This is a genomic window from Streptacidiphilus jiangxiensis, assembly GCF_900109465.1.
GTDB lineage: Bacteria > Actinomycetota > Actinomycetes > Streptomycetales > Streptomycetaceae > Streptacidiphilus > Streptacidiphilus jiangxiensis.
The window spans coordinates 149,468-165,061 of record NZ_FOAZ01000005.1 but is presented as its reverse complement, the minus strand read 5'-3'; the positions used below and the strand labels follow the sequence as shown (position 1 = coordinate 165,061).

Annotated in this window: 16 protein-coding genes and 3 tRNA genes; 2 read left to right on the top strand and 17 right to left on the bottom strand. The window is 69.9% G+C overall.

Features of this window, described 5'->3' with window-relative positions; translation table 11 throughout:
• Window positions 1-629: 629 nt before the first annotated feature.
• The 9 genes from rplL to BMY61_RS12000 form a co-directional block, all read right to left on the bottom strand.
• Window positions 630-1,013, bottom strand: a complete 384-nt coding sequence (gene rplL, locus BMY61_RS12040; protein WP_042451725.1) for a 50S ribosomal protein L7/L12 — start codon at window positions 1,011-1,013, stop codon at window positions 630-632.
• Between the two features lie 78 nt (window positions 1,014-1,091).
• On the bottom strand, window positions 1,092-1,664 hold the full coding sequence (rplJ, locus tag BMY61_RS12035; RefSeq protein ID WP_042451724.1) for a 50S ribosomal protein L10: 573 nt from the start codon (window positions 1,662-1,664) through the stop codon (window positions 1,092-1,094).
• Window positions 1,665-2,039: 375 nt separating this feature from the next.
• Window positions 2,040-2,966 (bottom strand): SCO4651 family lipoprotein, encoded by a 927-nt coding sequence (locus BMY61_RS12030; protein WP_042451723.1) that lies wholly within the window; start codon window positions 2,964-2,966, stop codon window positions 2,040-2,042.
• A gap of 171 nt (window positions 2,967-3,137) precedes the next feature.
• Window positions 3,138-3,995, bottom strand: a complete 858-nt coding sequence (locus tag BMY61_RS12025; protein ID WP_143094297.1) for an SCO4651 family lipoprotein — start codon at window positions 3,993-3,995, stop codon at window positions 3,138-3,140.
• Between the two features lie 257 nt (window positions 3,996-4,252).
• Complete coding sequence (gene rplA / locus BMY61_RS12020) at window positions 4,253-4,975, bottom strand: 50S ribosomal protein L1 (protein ID WP_042451721.1); 723 nt, start codon at window positions 4,973-4,975, stop codon at window positions 4,253-4,255.
• Between the two features lie 98 nt (window positions 4,976-5,073).
• Entirely contained in the window at window positions 5,074-5,508 is a 435-nt protein-coding gene (gene rplK / locus BMY61_RS12015; RefSeq protein WP_042451720.1) for a 50S ribosomal protein L11, read from the bottom strand.
• Between the two features lie 308 nt (window positions 5,509-5,816).
• Window positions 5,817-6,674, bottom strand: a complete 858-nt coding sequence (nusG, locus tag BMY61_RS12010) for a transcription termination/antitermination protein NusG (protein WP_042451719.1) — start codon at window positions 6,672-6,674, stop codon at window positions 5,817-5,819.
• Between the two features lie 130 nt (window positions 6,675-6,804).
• Entirely contained in the window at window positions 6,805-7,137 is a 333-nt protein-coding gene (secE, locus tag BMY61_RS12005; RefSeq protein WP_042451718.1) for a preprotein translocase subunit SecE, read from the bottom strand.
• 110 nt (window positions 7,138-7,247) lie between these two features.
• Window positions 7,248-7,320: transfer RNA gene (locus BMY61_RS12000), tRNA-Trp, on the bottom strand.
• A 214-nt stretch (window positions 7,321-7,534) separates the two neighbouring features.
• Between BMY61_RS12000 and BMY61_RS11995 the strand changes: the two genes are divergently transcribed.
• On the top strand, window positions 7,535-8,779 hold the full coding sequence (locus tag BMY61_RS11995) for a pyridoxal phosphate-dependent aminotransferase (protein ID WP_042451716.1): 1,245 nt from the start codon (window positions 7,535-7,537) through the stop codon (window positions 8,777-8,779).
• A gap of 144 nt (window positions 8,780-8,923) precedes the next feature.
• A complete protein-coding gene (locus BMY61_RS11990; RefSeq protein ID WP_082015244.1) occupies window positions 8,924-9,988 on the top strand; it encodes an adenosine deaminase in 1,065 nt (354 codons plus the stop codon).
• Window positions 9,989-10,734: 746 nt separating this feature from the next.
• Here BMY61_RS11990 and BMY61_RS11985 read toward each other — a convergent pair.
• The 8 genes from BMY61_RS11985 to BMY61_RS11950 all read right to left on the bottom strand — a co-directional run bounded on the left by BMY61_RS11985 (window position 10,735) and on the right by BMY61_RS11950 (window position 15,491).
• The gene (locus BMY61_RS11985) at window positions 10,735-11,802 is read right to left on the bottom strand and encodes a UDP-N-acetylmuramate dehydrogenase (protein ID WP_082015253.1); all 1,068 of its coding nucleotides are present in this window, start codon (window positions 11,800-11,802) and stop codon (window positions 10,735-10,737) included.
• A 26-nt stretch (window positions 11,803-11,828) separates the two neighbouring features.
• Window positions 11,829-13,292 (bottom strand): DHA2 family efflux MFS transporter permease subunit, encoded by a 1,464-nt coding sequence (locus tag BMY61_RS11980; RefSeq protein WP_042451897.1) that lies wholly within the window; start codon window positions 13,290-13,292, stop codon window positions 11,829-11,831.
• A gap of 83 nt (window positions 13,293-13,375) precedes the next feature.
• A complete protein-coding gene (locus BMY61_RS11975; protein ID WP_236656197.1) occupies window positions 13,376-13,963 on the bottom strand; it encodes a TetR/AcrR family transcriptional regulator in 588 nt (195 codons plus the stop codon).
• A 56-nt stretch (window positions 13,964-14,019) separates the two neighbouring features.
• Entirely contained in the window at window positions 14,020-14,448 is a 429-nt protein-coding gene (locus BMY61_RS11970) for a MaoC family dehydratase (RefSeq protein WP_042451711.1), read from the bottom strand.
• Window positions 14,449-14,456: 8 nt separating this feature from the next.
• The gene (locus tag BMY61_RS11965) at window positions 14,457-14,909 is read right to left on the bottom strand and encodes a MaoC family dehydratase N-terminal domain-containing protein (RefSeq protein WP_042451709.1); all 453 of its coding nucleotides are present in this window, start codon (window positions 14,907-14,909) and stop codon (window positions 14,457-14,459) included.
• Window positions 14,910-15,048: 139 nt separating this feature from the next.
• A complete protein-coding gene (rpmG, locus tag BMY61_RS11960; protein WP_004571794.1) occupies window positions 15,049-15,213 on the bottom strand; it encodes a 50S ribosomal protein L33 in 165 nt (54 codons plus the stop codon).
• An 83-nt stretch (window positions 15,214-15,296) separates the two neighbouring features.
• Window positions 15,297-15,372, bottom strand: a tRNA-Met gene (locus tag BMY61_RS11955).
• Between the two features lie 46 nt (window positions 15,373-15,418).
• A tRNA-Thr gene (locus BMY61_RS11950) sits at window positions 15,419-15,491 on the bottom strand.
• Window positions 15,492-15,594 lie beyond the last annotated feature (103 nt).

Genomic DNA, 15,594 nt, shown 5'->3' with positions numbered 1-15,594 from the left:
GGGTCCTTCCGAGGGCTCGGACTCACTACGCGCGTACCGGGCCCGCCCTTCTCACGGGTAGCATCCGCGCTCTCGCACCGAAGCCTCAGCCAGGGGATCTTCCCTGGTCACAGCCGGTGCGCGGGCGGGGTGCCACCCCTGGTCGGGGCAGCGCAGACTCCGGGCGACGAGTCACGGAGCAGCTAAAAGGCAGCGCAAAGGGACAGTGTAGCCATAGGCCGCACTGCTGTCCAGTCCGGATTCGGAGACCGAATCTCAGAACTCCCTACCTCGCGGGACGCCCCCTCCCGGGGACCCCCTGTGGCGATCACTTCGCTGCCGGGGGAATGCTTCCCACCGCGCGGCGATTCCATGCCTCACTGCGTTGCCTCGCGTCCTGAGAATTGCGCGCCGCGTGCCGTTCGTCAAGGGCACAGTGCCTGCCGAATCGGTCACGGACAGGCATCATGGCTGCTTGATGCCGGGTCAGGACAACGACGATCACCTTACTCGCCTCCACTGACAGCGAGCACCCACGCTAGACCAGATGGCCTGAATCGAACCGTTCCGGACATAAACAAACCGGGGCGATCACTCCAAAGAGTGATCGCCCCGGTTCGGCAGAGCGCTCGCGCTAGGCGCGAAAGGTCTTACTTGACCTCGACGGCCGCACCGGCAGCCTTGAGGGCCTCGGCGGCCTTGTCAGCGGCCTCCTTGTTGACCTTCTCGAGGAGCGGCTTCGGCGCACCGTCGACCAGGTCCTTGGCCTCCTTGAGGCCCAGGGAGGTGAGCTCGCGCACGACCTTGATGACCTGGATCTTCTTGTCGCCGGCACCGGTGAGGATGACGTCGAACTCGTCCTTCTCCTCCGGGGCCTCGGCGGCGGCGCCGCCACCGGCGACGACGACAGCGGCGGCCGGGGCGGCAGCGGTGACGTCGAACTTGTCCTCGAACGCCTTAACGAACTCGGAGAGCTCGATGAGGGTCATCTCCTCGAACTGCGCGAGCAGCTCGTCCTGGGTCAGCTTCGCCATGATTGGCGTCCTTCCACTAAGTCGGCAGGTGCCGGATGTACATAACGGCGGGCGTACACGGCCCGCTGCGAGGACGGATTACTCCGCGGCGGGAGCCTCGTCCTCGACGGCGGGAGCCGGCGTACCGGCACCGCCCTGCTCCTCGACCTTGGCGCGCAGCGCCTCGACCGTACGAACCAGCTTCGACGGCAGAGCCTGGAAGAGCGCGGCAGCCTGCGACTGCTTGCCCTTCATGGCGCCGGCGAGCTTGGAGAGCAGCACCTCGCGGGACTCGAGGTCCGCGAGCTTCTTGATCTCGTCACCCGTCAGCGGCTTGCCGTCAAGCACACCGCCCTTGATGACGAGCGCCGGGTTCTCCTTGGCGAAGTCACGCAGAGCCTTGGCCGACTCCACCGGGTCACCGGTGACGAAGGCGACAGCCGTCGGACCAGTGAACAGGTCGTCGAGCTCAGTGATCCCGACCTCGTTGGCCGCGATCTTGGTCAGCGTGTTCTTCACCACGGCGTACTGGGCGTTAGCGGCGAGCGAGCGACGCAGCGTCTTCAGCTGCGCCACGGTCAGACCGCGGTACTCGGTCAGCACGGCCGCGTTCGAGCCGCGGAACTTGTCCGTGATCTCGGCAACGGCGGCAGCCTTGTCGGGCCTTGCCATAGGCTTACGCCTCCTTCCGTGATGTCGATGCGGGGCCGACCAATGAGTCGACCTACTGGCCCTCGACCGCCGGAAGGAAAAGCTCGGTGGAACTACGAAGAGCCCCGGCGCAGGCGCACGGGGCTCTCAACCTTCGCTCGACGGAGTGTGCGGAACACACAACGGAGCGATGGGACAGAAGTCCTCGAATCGACCTGCGCGGGTCGCCCGCAGCTTTCGCTGTGCGGATCCTTCGGTTCTCGTCCACCCGAGGGCAGACGGGAACAACCAGCGGTCAGTGGCTTGGTCTCGAGAGTACGTGACCGGGTGGCGCGGGAGCAAATCGGATACTGACGCCCCGAATGCCGCCGCCCGCGCCCCCGATGCCGCCGCCCGTCAGACGGTGCCTCCCGTCGCCCCGCCGCTGCCGCACCCGCTGCCGCAGGCCTTGAGCACGGCCGCGAGATCCAGGACGTCGGCGGCGTCCGGCGTGGTCACCTGGACCTGGGTGCCGTAGGCGGAGAAGTGCCGGTCCACGTCGAAGGCCCCCGCGTTCGACGAGGCGTGGTCCTCCGTGCGGATCGGCAGGCCGTGCGCGTCCAGCCAGACGTCGACCGACTCGCTGGTGACGCCGGCCGCCTGGTCCTGCTTGGCCAGCGCGTCACGCTGCTGGGCGGTCAGGCCCGGCATGGCGGCGAGGAGCTGCTGCGGCGTCAGGGTGCCCGAGAAGTGCGTGGTGCGCACCCCGTCCATGACCTCCGGGCCGTCGTTCGTCAGACCCGTGCCGCCGGCCAGGGCGCGCAGTTCGACCCCCGGCGACAGCTGCTTGAGCAGACTGCCCATCACACTGCCGAGGTCCGCGCCGCCGCTGCCCGGCGCGAGGGTGGCGAGCTCGGCGAAGTCGAGCTTCATCCAGCTGCGGCCACCGGACTGGGTGAGCATCTTCGGGTCGGTCAGCTTCAGGTACATGTCCCCGCCGGTGACCAGCATCGTGACGGTGCCGTCCGGCGAGAACTGCGAGATGCCCGGCGAGCCGGAGATGGTGCCGGCGAGCTGCCCCTCCCCCGCCCAGGAGAGCGCCCCCTTGATCACCTGCGGTTTGCCGCCCGCGGGCGACTGGCTGGTGGCGTCGATCTTCGCGGACCCGGCGGCCTGGGTCTGCGCGGCCGCCCAGCGCAGCGCCGCGGCGGGATCGCTCGGCAGCCCGGTCGGGCTGGGTGACGCCGAGGCCGTGGCCTTCGGCGTCGTCGTCGACCTGGTACAGGCGGCCATGCCGCCGAGACCGATCGTCAGGACAGTGAGAACGGCGAATGTGCGACGCATCAGGGCCCCCCGTTTGGCCTACACGTCCAACTACTCCCGGTATACCCGCCGACACGTGGAGAAACGGCACCGGGGAGGGATCGGAAGGGTCACGGCCGCACGGAACGGGCCGGCCCCGCCCCTCGCGGGGCGGGACCGGCCCGTGGCCGAACGCGGTGGAGCAGGCGCCGATCAGGAGCCGGTCGGCACCATGCCGCTGAGGTCGGTGGTGTCGCCCGCCGGCGGCGGGGTGACGGTGACCGGGGCGGTGCCGTAGTCGCTGTAGTCGACGGTGACGTCGAACTGGACCGACGACGACGCCGGGCTGCTCTCGTGCACCTTGACCGGGAGGTTCTGGGCGTTGACCCACAGGTCGAGAGTGAGCGAGGAGAGGCCGATCTTCGAGGTCTGGCCGAGCAGCGACTTGAGCTGCGCGTTGTCGCTGCCCGCCAGCTTGGCCAGGTCGACCGTGCCGGCGTAGTGCGTGGTCTGGACGCCGTCCACGGTCTCGGTGCCGACCCGCTTGACGTCACCGGAGGAGGTGAACAGGGCCAACTGCGTGGACGGGTCGTTGCCGGAGCCGCTGTTGAGCCCGGACAGGCCCTGGGAGCCGGCGACCTTGGAGAGGTCCATCTTCATCCAGTGCTTGCCACCCAGCTTCGCGGCGGCGGCGTCGCCCATGTCCATGTACATGGTGGTGCCGCTCATCATCATCCGGATGGAGCCGCTGCCACCGAGCTGGGCCAGCTGCGGCATGGTCATCGTCATGTCCATCGCCACCGGCTTCCAGGACACGGCGCCCGAGCCGGTGATCGCCACGTTCTGCCCCGCGGCGACGACCTTCTCGTCCATCTTCATCTTGACCGAGGTGTACTGCGAGGTCGCCTTCGTCGTGTTCGACATGGCGTCCGCCACGCTCACCATCGACGCCCCGGCGTTGCCGGCCGCATTGGACCCGGACTTGGTGCCCGAACTCGAACCGCTGCACGCGGCCAGACCGGCCATGGCAAGGACCACGGTGGCTGCCGCGAGGGTACGGGTGTGACGCATGGGAATCCCCCTGTTCGCTTACTGTGCGACACCCGACGCTACACCCGCCCCCGGACAGCGAACGGGCCGGTACCCGCTCCCGGGGGAGCTGGTACCGGCCCGTTACAGACCTACGGTCCTACGGTGATCCGGTGGGATCAGACCGCCGCCGAGCTGTTGGCGGCGCATGCCGCCCTCGCTCGTGCCTCGCTCGGTCGTCAGACCGCCGCCGAGCTGTTGGCGGCGCATGCCGCCCTCGCTCGTGCCTCGCTCGGTCGTCAGACCGCCGCGGGGTCCTCCTCGACGAGGAGGTTGCGGGTGCGGTTCGGGTCCACCTGGATGCCCGGGCCCATCGTGGTGCTGATGGCGACCTTCTTGATGTAGCGGCCCTTGGCGGCGGACGGCTTGGCCCGGAGGACCTCCTCGAGCGCCGCGGCGTAGTTCTCGACCAGCTTCTCGATGTCGAAGGAGGTCTTGCCGATGATCAGGTGCAGGTTCGAGTGCTTGTCGACGCGGAACTCGATCTTGCCGCCCTTGATCTCCGTGACAGCCTTCGCCACGTCGACGGTGACGGTGCCGGTCTTCGGGTTCGGCATCAGGCCACGGGGACCGAGCACGCGGCCGAGGCGGCCGACCTTGCCCATGAGGTCCGGGGTGGCGACGACGGCGTCGAAGTCCAGGCGACCCTTGGCGACCTCGTCGATCAGCTCGTCGGCACCGACGATGTCGGCGCCCGCAGCCTCCGCGGCCGCGGCACGGTCACCGGTCGCGAAGACCAGGACCCGGGCGGTCTTGCCGGTGCCGTGCGGGAGGTTCACGGTGCTGCGGACCATCTGGTCGGCCTTGCGCGGGTCGACACCCAGACGCATGGCGACCTCGACGGTCGAGTCGAACTTGGTGGTGGAGGTCTCCTTGGCGAGGCGGATGGCCTCGAGGGGGGCGTACAGACGCTCGCGGTCGACCTTGGCGGCCGCGGCAGTCAGAGCCTTGCTGCGCTTCACTGCTGCTCCTACTGGATTTCTTGGCGTGGAGTCGTGGTTGCTACGGGCCGCGCAGGCCCTACCACGGAAAAGCTCTGTCGGAAGGTGACCTGGGAAGGTCAGCCCTCGACGGTGATGCCCATCGAACGAGCGGTACCGGCGATGATGCGCTCGGCCATCTCGATGTCGTTCGCGTTCAGGTCGGGCATCTTGGTGGTGGCGATCTCGCGGACCTGGGCAGCCGTGATCTTGGCAACCTTGGTCTTGTGCGGCTCGCCGGAGCCCTTCTCCACGCCCGCGGCCTTCAGGATGAGGCGAGCGGCCGGCGGAGTCTTGGTGATGAAGGTGAAGGAACGGTCCTCGTAGACCGTGATCTCCACCGGGATCACCATGCCACGCTGCGACTCGGTGGCCGCGTTGTAGGCCTTGCAGAACTCCATGATGTTGACGCCGTGCTGACCCAGGGCCGGGCCGACGGGCGGCGCGGGGTTGGCCGCACCGGCGTTGATCTGGAGCTTGATAAGCCCCGTGACCTTCTTCTTCTTGGGAGGCATGCTCTCTCCGGGTCCTTACGAGAGGTGTTCCCGACCGGCGCGCGTCAGCACACCGGCGGGGCCTTGGATGATCGTGAGGCGCCGGGCACACGGCCGACAGCGCACACACATCGAACCAGAATAGCCCGAGACCCCCGCAGCCCCGAAATCGCTTACCGCCCGAGCAGCCGGGCCACCCCCTCCGCCGGCCCGGGGACGACCCGCGGCGCACCCTCCAGGGGCCCTCCAAAGACGCCGGAACCCCGCACCCATCATGGGCACGGGGTTCCGGCGTCGTCAGCCGATCAGTGGCTCAGTCGCTCTTGGTACTAGTCGTTCTTCGTGATCTGGTCGAAGGAGAGCTCGACCGGGGTCTCGCGGCCGAAGATCTCGACGAGGCCCTTGACCTTCTTGGAGTCCGGGTTGATCTCGTTGATCGTCGCCTGCAGCGTCGCGAAGGGGCCGTCGGTGACGGTGACCGAGTCGCCGACCTCGAAGTCCAGGACCTGGACCTCGGCGGGACGAACCGGGCTCGGCTTGCCGGCCTCCTTGGCCGCGGCGCGCTCGACGTCCGGTGCGAGCATCTTGACGACCTCGTCCAGCGTCAGCGGGTACGGGTCGTAGGCGTTGCCGACGAAGCCGGTGACGCCGGGGGTGTTGCGGACGACGCCCCAGGACTCGTTCGTCAGGTCCATGCGCACCAGCACGTAGCCGGGGAGCTTGTTCTGGCGGATGGTCTTCCGGTCGCCGTTCTTGATCTGGACGACCTCTTCCTGCGGCACCTCGGCCTGGTAGATGTAGTCCTCGACGTTCAGCGAGACGGCGCGCTGCTCCAGGTTGGCCTTCACGCGGTTCTCGTAGCCCGCGTAGGTGTGGATGACGTACCACTCACCCGGGGCGATACGCAGCTCCTCGCGGAAGGCGGCCACGGGGTCGATCTCCACACCGTCGTCCTCGGTGACGGTGGAGGCGGACTCCTCGAAGGCCTCGGTCGCGGCGGACTCGTCGGCGCTGACAACCGTCAGGGCCTCCTCCTCCGCGGAGCGGCCGGCCGCTTCCTCGGCAGCCTCGACCTCGTCGACGTCGGAATCGGCGTTGTCGACGATCTCCTCGACGGAGTCGTCGCCCCACGCCTGCTCCTCGGCCTCCAGGGCCTCAGCGGCGTCGTACGAGTGGGACTCAGACACGTTGGCTGCTTCTTCCTGCTTGTTGCGATCGGTGGATTCAACGATACCGATACAACGGTAGCGGAGCGCCCGGACCACGGGACGAAGCTGCCGAACGAGGGTGAAGGGAACGGACGCCTCGGGCGAGAACTCAGCCGAAGACGACGGACGCCAGCTTCACGAAGCCGGTGTCGAGACCGTAGACCAGAGCCATGATCACCACGACGAAGGTGATGACCACCGTCGTGTAGGAGGTCAGCTCGGTCCGCGTCGGCCAGACGACCTTGCGCAGCTCCGTGATGATCTGACGGTAGAAGAGCGCGGTACGGGCGAAGATGTTCGGGCCCTTGTCGCGCTTGCGACCGCCCTTGCCGTCCGGGTCGCCCGCCTTGCGGGCGCGCTTCCGGTCACGACGGGAAAGCTCGTCCCCGTCGGCGGAATTGCCGCTCTCAGGTGTGGCGGTGGAGCCCACGGTCTCCGTCACTTGTCCCTCACCTGATGTCCGGGTACCTGTAGGGGCGCTCGCATATCACGAGGCCCCTGCGTGCACTGCTGACCGTACCGCCTGTCCAAGGATTTCGACAGAGCGGACAGCAGGGCCAGAGGGACTTGAACCCCCAACCGCCGGTTTTGGAGACCGGTGCTCTACCAATTGAGCTATAGCCCTTTGAGCCCGTGGTGCGGACTCGCAGACCCAACCTACAGCATCGCGGCCGGTGCAGCTGACTGCGCTTTGGCGTGCCGTCGGAAGGGCTTCCAACGAGGGTTGAGTGTAGGGGGTGGAGGGCCCGCGCGTCGAATGAGTTCCGCAGCTCGGGCCCGTTCGGGTCGCATCCCGAAACGCCACGACCCGGCCCGGAGCCTTCTGCGAGCATGCCGACATGAGCACTGCCTCCCCCACCCCTGACGCATCTGTCCGCCCCGCCGACCGCCGGGTCTCGGCCCGCGTCGGCGCCATCGCGGAGTCCGCCACGCTCGCCGTCGACGCCAAGGCGAAGGCCCTCAAGGCCGCCGGGCGCCCGGTGATCGGCTTCGGTGCGGGCGAGCCCGACTTCCCGACGCCCGACTACATCGTCGAGGAGGCCGTGGCCGCCTGCCGCGACCCGAAGAACCACCGCTACACCCCCGCCGGCGGCCTGCCGGAGCTGAAGTCCGCCATCGCCGCGAAGACGCTGCGCGACTCCGGCTGGGCCGTGGACGCCTCACAGGTGCTCGTCACCAACGGCGGCAAGCAGGCCATCTACGAGGCCTTCGCCGCGATCCTGGACCCGGGCGACGAGGTGATCGTGCCGGCTCCGTACTGGACCACCTACCCCGAGTCGATCCAGCTCGCGGGCGGCGTCGCGGTCGAGGTCGTGGCCGACGAGACCACCGGGTACAAGGTCTCCGTCGAGCAGTTGGAGGCCGCGCGCACCGAGAACACCAAGGTGCTGCTCTTCGTCTCCCCCTCCAATCCGACGGGCGCGGTCTACACCCGCGCCGAGGTCGAGGCGGTCGGCCGCTGGGCGGCCGAGCACGGCCTGTGGGTGCTGACGGACGAGATCTACGAGCACCTCGTCTACGGCGACGCGGAGTTCGTCTCCCTCCCGGTCGTGGTCCCGGAGCTGGCGGACAAGTGCATCGTCGTCAACGGCGTCGCCAAGACCTACGCGATGACGGGCTGGCGCGTCGGGTGGGTCATCGGCCCGCAGGACGTCGTCAAGGCGGCCGCCAACCTGCAGTCGCACGCCACCTCCAACGTCTCCAACGTGGCCCAGCGGGCCGCGCTGGCCGCGGTCGCGGGTGACCTGTCCGCGGTCGACGAGATGAAGGTCGCCTTCGACCGTCGCCGCCGCACGATCGTGGCGATGCTGAACGAGATCGACGGCGTGCTCTGCCCCGAGCCGGAGGGCGCGTTCTACGCCTACCCGTCGGTCAAGGGCCTGCTGGGCCGCGAGATCCGCGGCAAGCGCCCCACCACCTCGGCGGAGCTGGCCGCGCTGATCCTGGACGAGGCCGAGGTCGCGGTCGTCCCGGGCGAGGCCTTCGGCACCCCCGGCTACCTGCGGCTCAGCTACGCGCTGGGCGACGACGACCTGGTCGAGGGCGTCAGCCGTATCCAGAAGCTGCTGGCCGAAGCGAGGTAGGGCTTCTTCAGGGGCGCGAGGAACTGCGCGAGCAACCCACTCCAGGCGGATGGCCCTGTCTGCTCGGGATCTCAAGGCCGTGGGTGGCTTGTCGCGCAGTTCCTCGCGCCCCTTGAGGCTCACGCCTCCCGGTAGGATCTGTGAATGGAACAGGTCCTTGCCCCGTCCCGTCCATCGACGCTGCCTTCCGCCCCCCGCGATGTCCGGCTGCTGCCGAAGGCGCACCTGCACCTGCACTTCACCGGCTCCATGCGTCCCGCGACGCTGCTGGAGCTCGCCGACAAGCACGGTGTCCGCCTCCCCGAGGCGTTGATCAGTGCCGAACCCCCGAAGCTCCGCGCCACCGACGAGCGCGGCTGGTTCCGCTTCCAGCGGCTGTACGACGCCGCCCGCAACTGCCTGCAGGACGAGGACGACATCCGCCGTCTCGTCCTGGAGGCCGCCGAGGACGAGAAGGCCGACGGCTCGGGCTGGCTGGAGATCCAGGTCGACCCGACCTCCTACGCGCCCCGTCTCGGCGGGCTGATCCCCGCGCTCGAACTGATCCTGGACGCCGTGGACGACGCCTCACGCCGCTCCGGCGTGGGGATGCGCGTGCTGGTGGCCGCGAACCGGATGAAGCACCCGCTCGACGCCCGGACCCTCGCCCGTCTCGCCGTGCGCTACGCGGACCAGGGCGTGATCGGGTTCGGTCTCTCGAACGACGAACGCCGGGGGATGGCCCGGGACTTCGACCGCGCGTTCCGGATCGCCACCGAGGCCGGCCTGCTGGCCGCGCCGCACGGGGGCGAGCTCGCGGGGCCGGAGAGCATCAGGTCCTGCCTGGACGATCTCGGCGCGCGACGGATCGGTCACGGCGTGCGGGCCGCGGAGAGCCCGGAGTTGATGCGGCGGCTGGCCGACGCCCAGGTGACCTGCGAGGTCTGCCCGGCGTCCAACGTGGCCCTCGGGGTGTACGAGCGGCCCGAGGACGTCCCGCTGCGGCGCCTCTTCGAGGCGGGCGTGCCGCTGGCGCTGGGCGCGGACGACCCGCTGCTGTTCGGCTCGCGCCTGGCCGCGCAGTACGAGGTGGCGCGTCGTCACCACGGATTCACGGACGAGGAGTTGGCGGAACTGGCCCGCCAGTCCGTGCGGGGCTCGCTTGCGCCCGAGCCGGTGCGCACGCGGCTGCTGGCCGACGTGGACGCCTGGTTGGAGCAGCCCGCGTAGGAGTCGGCGCGGGAGTCGGCGGGGGCGCGGCGGGCACGGGCCGGCGGCGCGACGAGGGCGAGGGCGACCAGCGCCGCACCGGCGGACAGCAGGTCCAGGTCGGCGGTGCCGAGCAGCATCCCCAGCAGCAGCACGGGCGGCGCCCAGCGCGCGAGCGCCCGCGGTCCGGCGCCGTAGGCGGCGCAGGCCGCCAGTGCGACAAGCCCCAGCACGAAGTCGGTCGGCCCCGCGGAGTAGAACCAGGCGTGCAGGCCGGGCACCGCGTCGACGCGGTCGTAGACGGCGCCCATGCCGGGCCGGTCGGCGGCGACCGCCCCGGCCCACAGGTCGACGGCGGCCTGGCCCGCCATGCCGACCAGCCCGACCTGGGCCAGGGCCAGCAGCAGTCGGCCCAGCCACGGGCGGGTGGCGTGGCGGGAGAGCTCGATCAGCACCGGCGCGAAGGCCAGGAGCGAGAGCAGGAAGCAGACGTGCCCGAGCGTCCAGCCGAGGCTCGGGGCCCGGTGGTGGCTGCCGAGCCGGATCGCGCCGTAGGCGGCGAGCAGCAGCGGTGCGGCGAGGAAGGCGGCGCGGGGCCGCACGCGAGGAGTCATGCCACTCATCGTCGCGACGCGCGGCGCCCGGCGCGGTAGCGCGGAAGCCCGAAACGGGGGTGGTGCAGGCTCCACCCCCGGCTCGACCTTGGCCCGACCCACGGTCCGACCCCGGGTCCGACCCACGGTCCGACCCCGCGCGGGGGCCCGCCGCTACAGCTCGACGCCCACCATGACGGGCTCGTTCACCAGCGTCACGCCGAAGGCCGACGCGACGCCGTCGCGGACCTCGCGGGCGAGCGCCAGCAGGTCGGCGGCGGTGGCGTCGCCACGGTTGGTGAGAGCCAGGGTGTGCTTGCCGGAGAGGCGCGCCGGACCGCTGCCGTAGCCCTTGGTGAAGCCGGCCTTGTCGATCAGCCAGGCGGCCGAGGTCTTCACCAGGCCCTCCCCCGCCGGGTAGGCGGGCGGCTCGACGTCGGCGCCGAGGCGCTCGGCGACACGCTGCAGGAAGGCGGCGTGCTCGGCGTCGGTGAGGATCGGGTTGGTGAAGAAGGACCCCGCCGACCAGCTGTCGTGGTCCTCCGGGTCCAGCACCATGCCCTTGCCGGCCCTCAGCTTCAGCACCGCCTCGCGGGCCGCGCGCAGCTCCGCACGCTCGCCCTGGGCGACGCCCAGTGTGCGGGCCGCCTCGGCGTAGCGGACCGGGGTGGACGCCCCGTCGGCGTCCTGGAGCTCGAAGACGACCCGCAGCACCACGTAGCGGTCGGGCTCGGCCTTGAACCGGCTGTGCCGGTAGGCGAATCCGCAGTCGGCGGCCGGGACGGTCAGGGTCTCCCCCGACCGGCGGTCGTGGACGACGACCTCGGTGATCGTGTCGGCGACCTCCTGGCCGTAGGCGCCGACGTTCTGCACCGGCGTGGCCCCGGCCGAGCCGGGGATGCCGGCCAGGAACTCGATGCCGGCCAGCCCGTGATCGAGGACGGCGCGGTCCACGACCTGCGTCCAGACCTCGCCGGCCGCGACGGTGAGCCGGGTGCCGTCCAACTCGAAGCCCCGTGTCGCGACACGCAGCACGGTGCCGGGGAAACCGGCGTCGCCGATCACCAGGTTGCTGCCGCCGCCGAGGACCAGCAGCGGCTCGCCCGCCGCGTCGGCGGCACGGACGACGGCGACGACCTCGTCGTCGGTCGTCGCCGTCACCAGCCGGGCGGCGGGGCCGCCGATCCGCAGCGTGGTCAGGGGGGCCAGGGGCGCGTCATGGAGTTCCTGCACGGGGTCCAGCCTACGGGCCCGCGCGGACGCGTCCGTCAGCCGACCGGGGTGGCTGCGCCGTCCACGACCTCTCCGTCCCCGACCGTTCCCTGCGCGACCGGCTGCGCGGTCCCGGCCGCCACGAGGGCCCGGGCCCGGGAGCGGCGGGGCGCGGTGAGCATCGCGAGGGTGGCGAGCCCGATGGCCGCGGATCCCACCCACAGTGCCGGGGTCAGGCCGTTCACGTAGCTCTGGCCGCTGGCGTAGCTGCCGTGGGCGGTGAAGACCGACGTCAGCACGGCCACTCCGAGTGCGCCGCCGACCTCGCGCAGCGCGTTGTTGGCGCCGGAGGCCACGCCCTGCTCCTGCGGCCGGACGGAGCCCATCAGCACGGCCGCGACCGGGGCGAAGAAGAGCGCCATGCCGGTCCCGGAGATGACCAGCGGCGGGACCTGTGCGGCGTAGCTCACGTGCGGGGAGACGATCAGCGCGAACCAGGCCAGCCCGGTGGCCTGCAGCGCCAGGCCCAGGGCGACGACGACCCGGCCGCCGATGCGGTCGACGAGCAGTCCGGCGAGCGGGGCGACGATCATCGGCATGCCGGTCCACGGCAGCATCCGCACGCCTGCCGTCATCGGGCTGTAGCCCTGGACGTTCTGGAGGAACTGGCTGAGCAGGAAGATCGAGCCGAACATGCCGAGCGACATCAGTATCGAGGCGCCGTTGACGGCCGAGAAGGTGCGGTTGCGGAAGAGGCGCAGCGGCAGCAGCGGGGTGGCGGTCCGGGACTCCCAGACGACGAAGGAGACCAGCAGCGCGCCACCGGCGGCGAGTCCGGCGAGCACGGGGGCGCTGGTCCACCCGTCGGAGTTGCCGCGGATCAGTCCGTAGACGATGCCGAAGAGTCCGGCGCTGGCCAGAGCGGTGCCCACCACGTCGAGTCGGCTGTTCGGTCCGTGGGACTCGGTCAGCCGCAGGCGGGCCAGCGGCAGCAGGGCGAGGCCGATCGGCACGTTGAGCGCGAAGATCCACTGCCAGGAGAGGTGCTCGACGATGGTGCCGCCGATGAGCGGGCCCATCGCGACGGCCATGCCGTTGACCGCCCCCCAGGCGCCGAAGGCGAGCCCACGCCGGGCGGCCGGGACGGCGGCGGTGAGCAGGGTCAGGCTGACCGGGGTGAGCAGCGCCGCGCCGACGCCCTGGGCGGCGCGCGCACCGACCAACGCGCCGATGTTCGGGGCGAGCGCGGCGGCCAACGAGGAGAGGGTGAACAGCGTCAACCCGACGGTGAAGACCCGTCGGCGGCCGAACCGGTCGCCGAGCGCTGCGCCGAGCATCAGCAGCACGGCGAAGGTCAGCGTGTAGGCGTTGACGGTCCATTCGAGGTCGGTGATGCCGCCGCCGAGGTGGGCCCGGATGGAGGGCAGGGCGGTGGTGACGACGAGGTTGTCGAGTGCCGCCATGAAGCCGGCGGTGCTGGTGACGACGAAGGCCCAGACGGCCGGGCTGATCTTGCGCATGATGTCCCCCAGGCGCAGATTGTAGTGATCGATCAATAACTTTGACGTTCAAAAAAACACACCGGCGGCAGGCGCCGGCGCTCTCAGGTCCCCTTCGTGGTGCAGATCCCCTTCTTGACCTGGTCCCAGCCGAAGCCCTGCCACATGCGGTGCTCCAGCGGAAAGCCCATGGCCACCAGGTTGTTGATCAGCATTCCATAGGCGAAGAAGTCGGTGATCTCCTCCGGCGTCGAGCCGGAGGCGACGGCCACCGAGTCCCACATGTCCGTCCACAGCGCACGGACCGCCTCGCCCACCGCCCGGTCCCCGGCGGCCTCGGCGGCCGCCGTGGAGACGTACATCTGGAGCTGCATGAGGAGCCGCGACCGGTCCTCGATCAGCCGGAAGTACGCGTCACCCATGGCCTCGCGGGCCTCTTCGCCGGTCTTGCCCTCCGCCGCCTCGATGAAGCTCTGCTTGATCTCCTCCATGCAGCGGCGGACGACGGCCTCGAAAAGAGCCCGCTTGTTCTCGAAGAGCCGGAACAGGTACGGCTGCGACACCCCGACCCGGCGAGCGATCGCCGCGGTCGAGGTGCCGTTGTAGCCGTGGTCGGCGAACTCGACCATGGCGGCGCGGATGACGCTCTCGCGTCGCTCCTCCGCGCTCATCCGCATGCTCGCCTTCGCCATGCCCTCAAAGTTAGTGGTTGATTACTAACTACGCAAGAGGAGATGTGCGGTGAATCTCAGACCAGCTGGACCACGGCCCGGGACATGCCCAGCACCTTCTGCCCGTCGCTGGTCGCGACGAGGTCCACCCGCACCCGGCGGTCGTCCAGCTTGGCCGCCACCTTGCCGGTGACCTCAATCACAGCACCGGTCGCGTCGTTCGGCACGACCACCGGCTTGGTGAAGCGGACGCCGTACTCGACCACCGCACCCGGGTCCACGACCCAGTCGGTGACCACGCGGACCGCCTCGGCCATGGTGAACATGCCGTGGGCGATCACGTCCGGCAGGCCGACGGCCTTGGCGAAGGTCTCGTTCCAGTGGATCGGGTTGAAGTCGCCCGACGCCCCCGCGTACTGCACCAGCGTGGCCCGGGACACCGGGAACGTCTGCGCCGGCAGCTCCGTGCCGACCTCGACCTCGTCGTAGTCGATGCTCGCGCTCATCTCGCTCCTCACTCCCCCTCGGCCGCGCGGGCGACCAGCGTCATGTGGGCGGTCACCACGTGCTCACCGCTCTCGTCGTGCACCTCGCCGCGGACGGAGAGGACGTCGTTGCCGGCCAGCGACTTGATGGAGTCGATGACGCAGGTCACACTCAGCCGGTCACCGGCCCGGACCGGGCGCGTGTAGACGAAGCGCTGGTCACCGTGGACCACGCGGGTGAAGTCCAGGCCGAGCTCCGGGTCCTGGACCACCTGCGCGGCGGCGCGGTAGGTGATCACGAACGGGAAGGTCGGCGGAGCGATCACGTCCGGGTGGCCGAGCGCCTTGGCGGCCTCGGCGTCCACGTAGGCGCGGTTGGCGTCCCCGACCGCCTCGGCGAACTCGCGGATCTTCTCGCGGCCGACCTCGTAGGCCGGGGTGGGCGGGTACGACCGCCCGACGAAGGCGGGGTCCAGCGGCATGCTGACTCCTGGCATCGGTGGGGTGAGCTGGGCAGGTGAGCTGGGCGGGAACGACGAAGGCCGCCCCCAGCAAGTGGGAGCGGCCTTCGTTGAAAACCATCGGCACGAGACCGACCCTGGGGCCTTGCGGCCTCAAACGTCAGCGGGTCTCGCGGTGCGCCGTGTGAGCGTTGCAGCGGGGGCAGTGCTTCTTCATCTCAAGACGGTCCGGGTCGTTACGCCGGTTCTTCTTGGTGATGTAGTTCCGCTCCTTGCACTCCACGCACGCCAGCGTGATCTTCGGACGGACATCAGTGGCGGCCACGGGAGTGCCTTCCTGGGACAGACAACGTTACAGACAGACAAGAATAGCCGATCGGGCTGTTACCCGAAAATCGGCTACAGGCGTGGTAGCGGTGACCGGACTTGAACCGGTGACACAGCGATTATGAGCCGCTTGCTCTACCAACTGAGCTACACCGCCACGACGATCGCGTTCCCCGCCTTGCGACGGGGAACCCTCTCATCCGAGCCCCCATGCGGAATCGAACCGCAGACCTTCTCCTTACCATGGAGACGCTCTACCGACTGAGCTATAGGGGCGAACGGGGAAGACATTACACGGTCCGCAGCCCAACCGTGAAATCCGTATCGAGGCCCCCCGGTACGACTATTGCCACCGCGGCTCGCGGGCCCCACGCGCCTC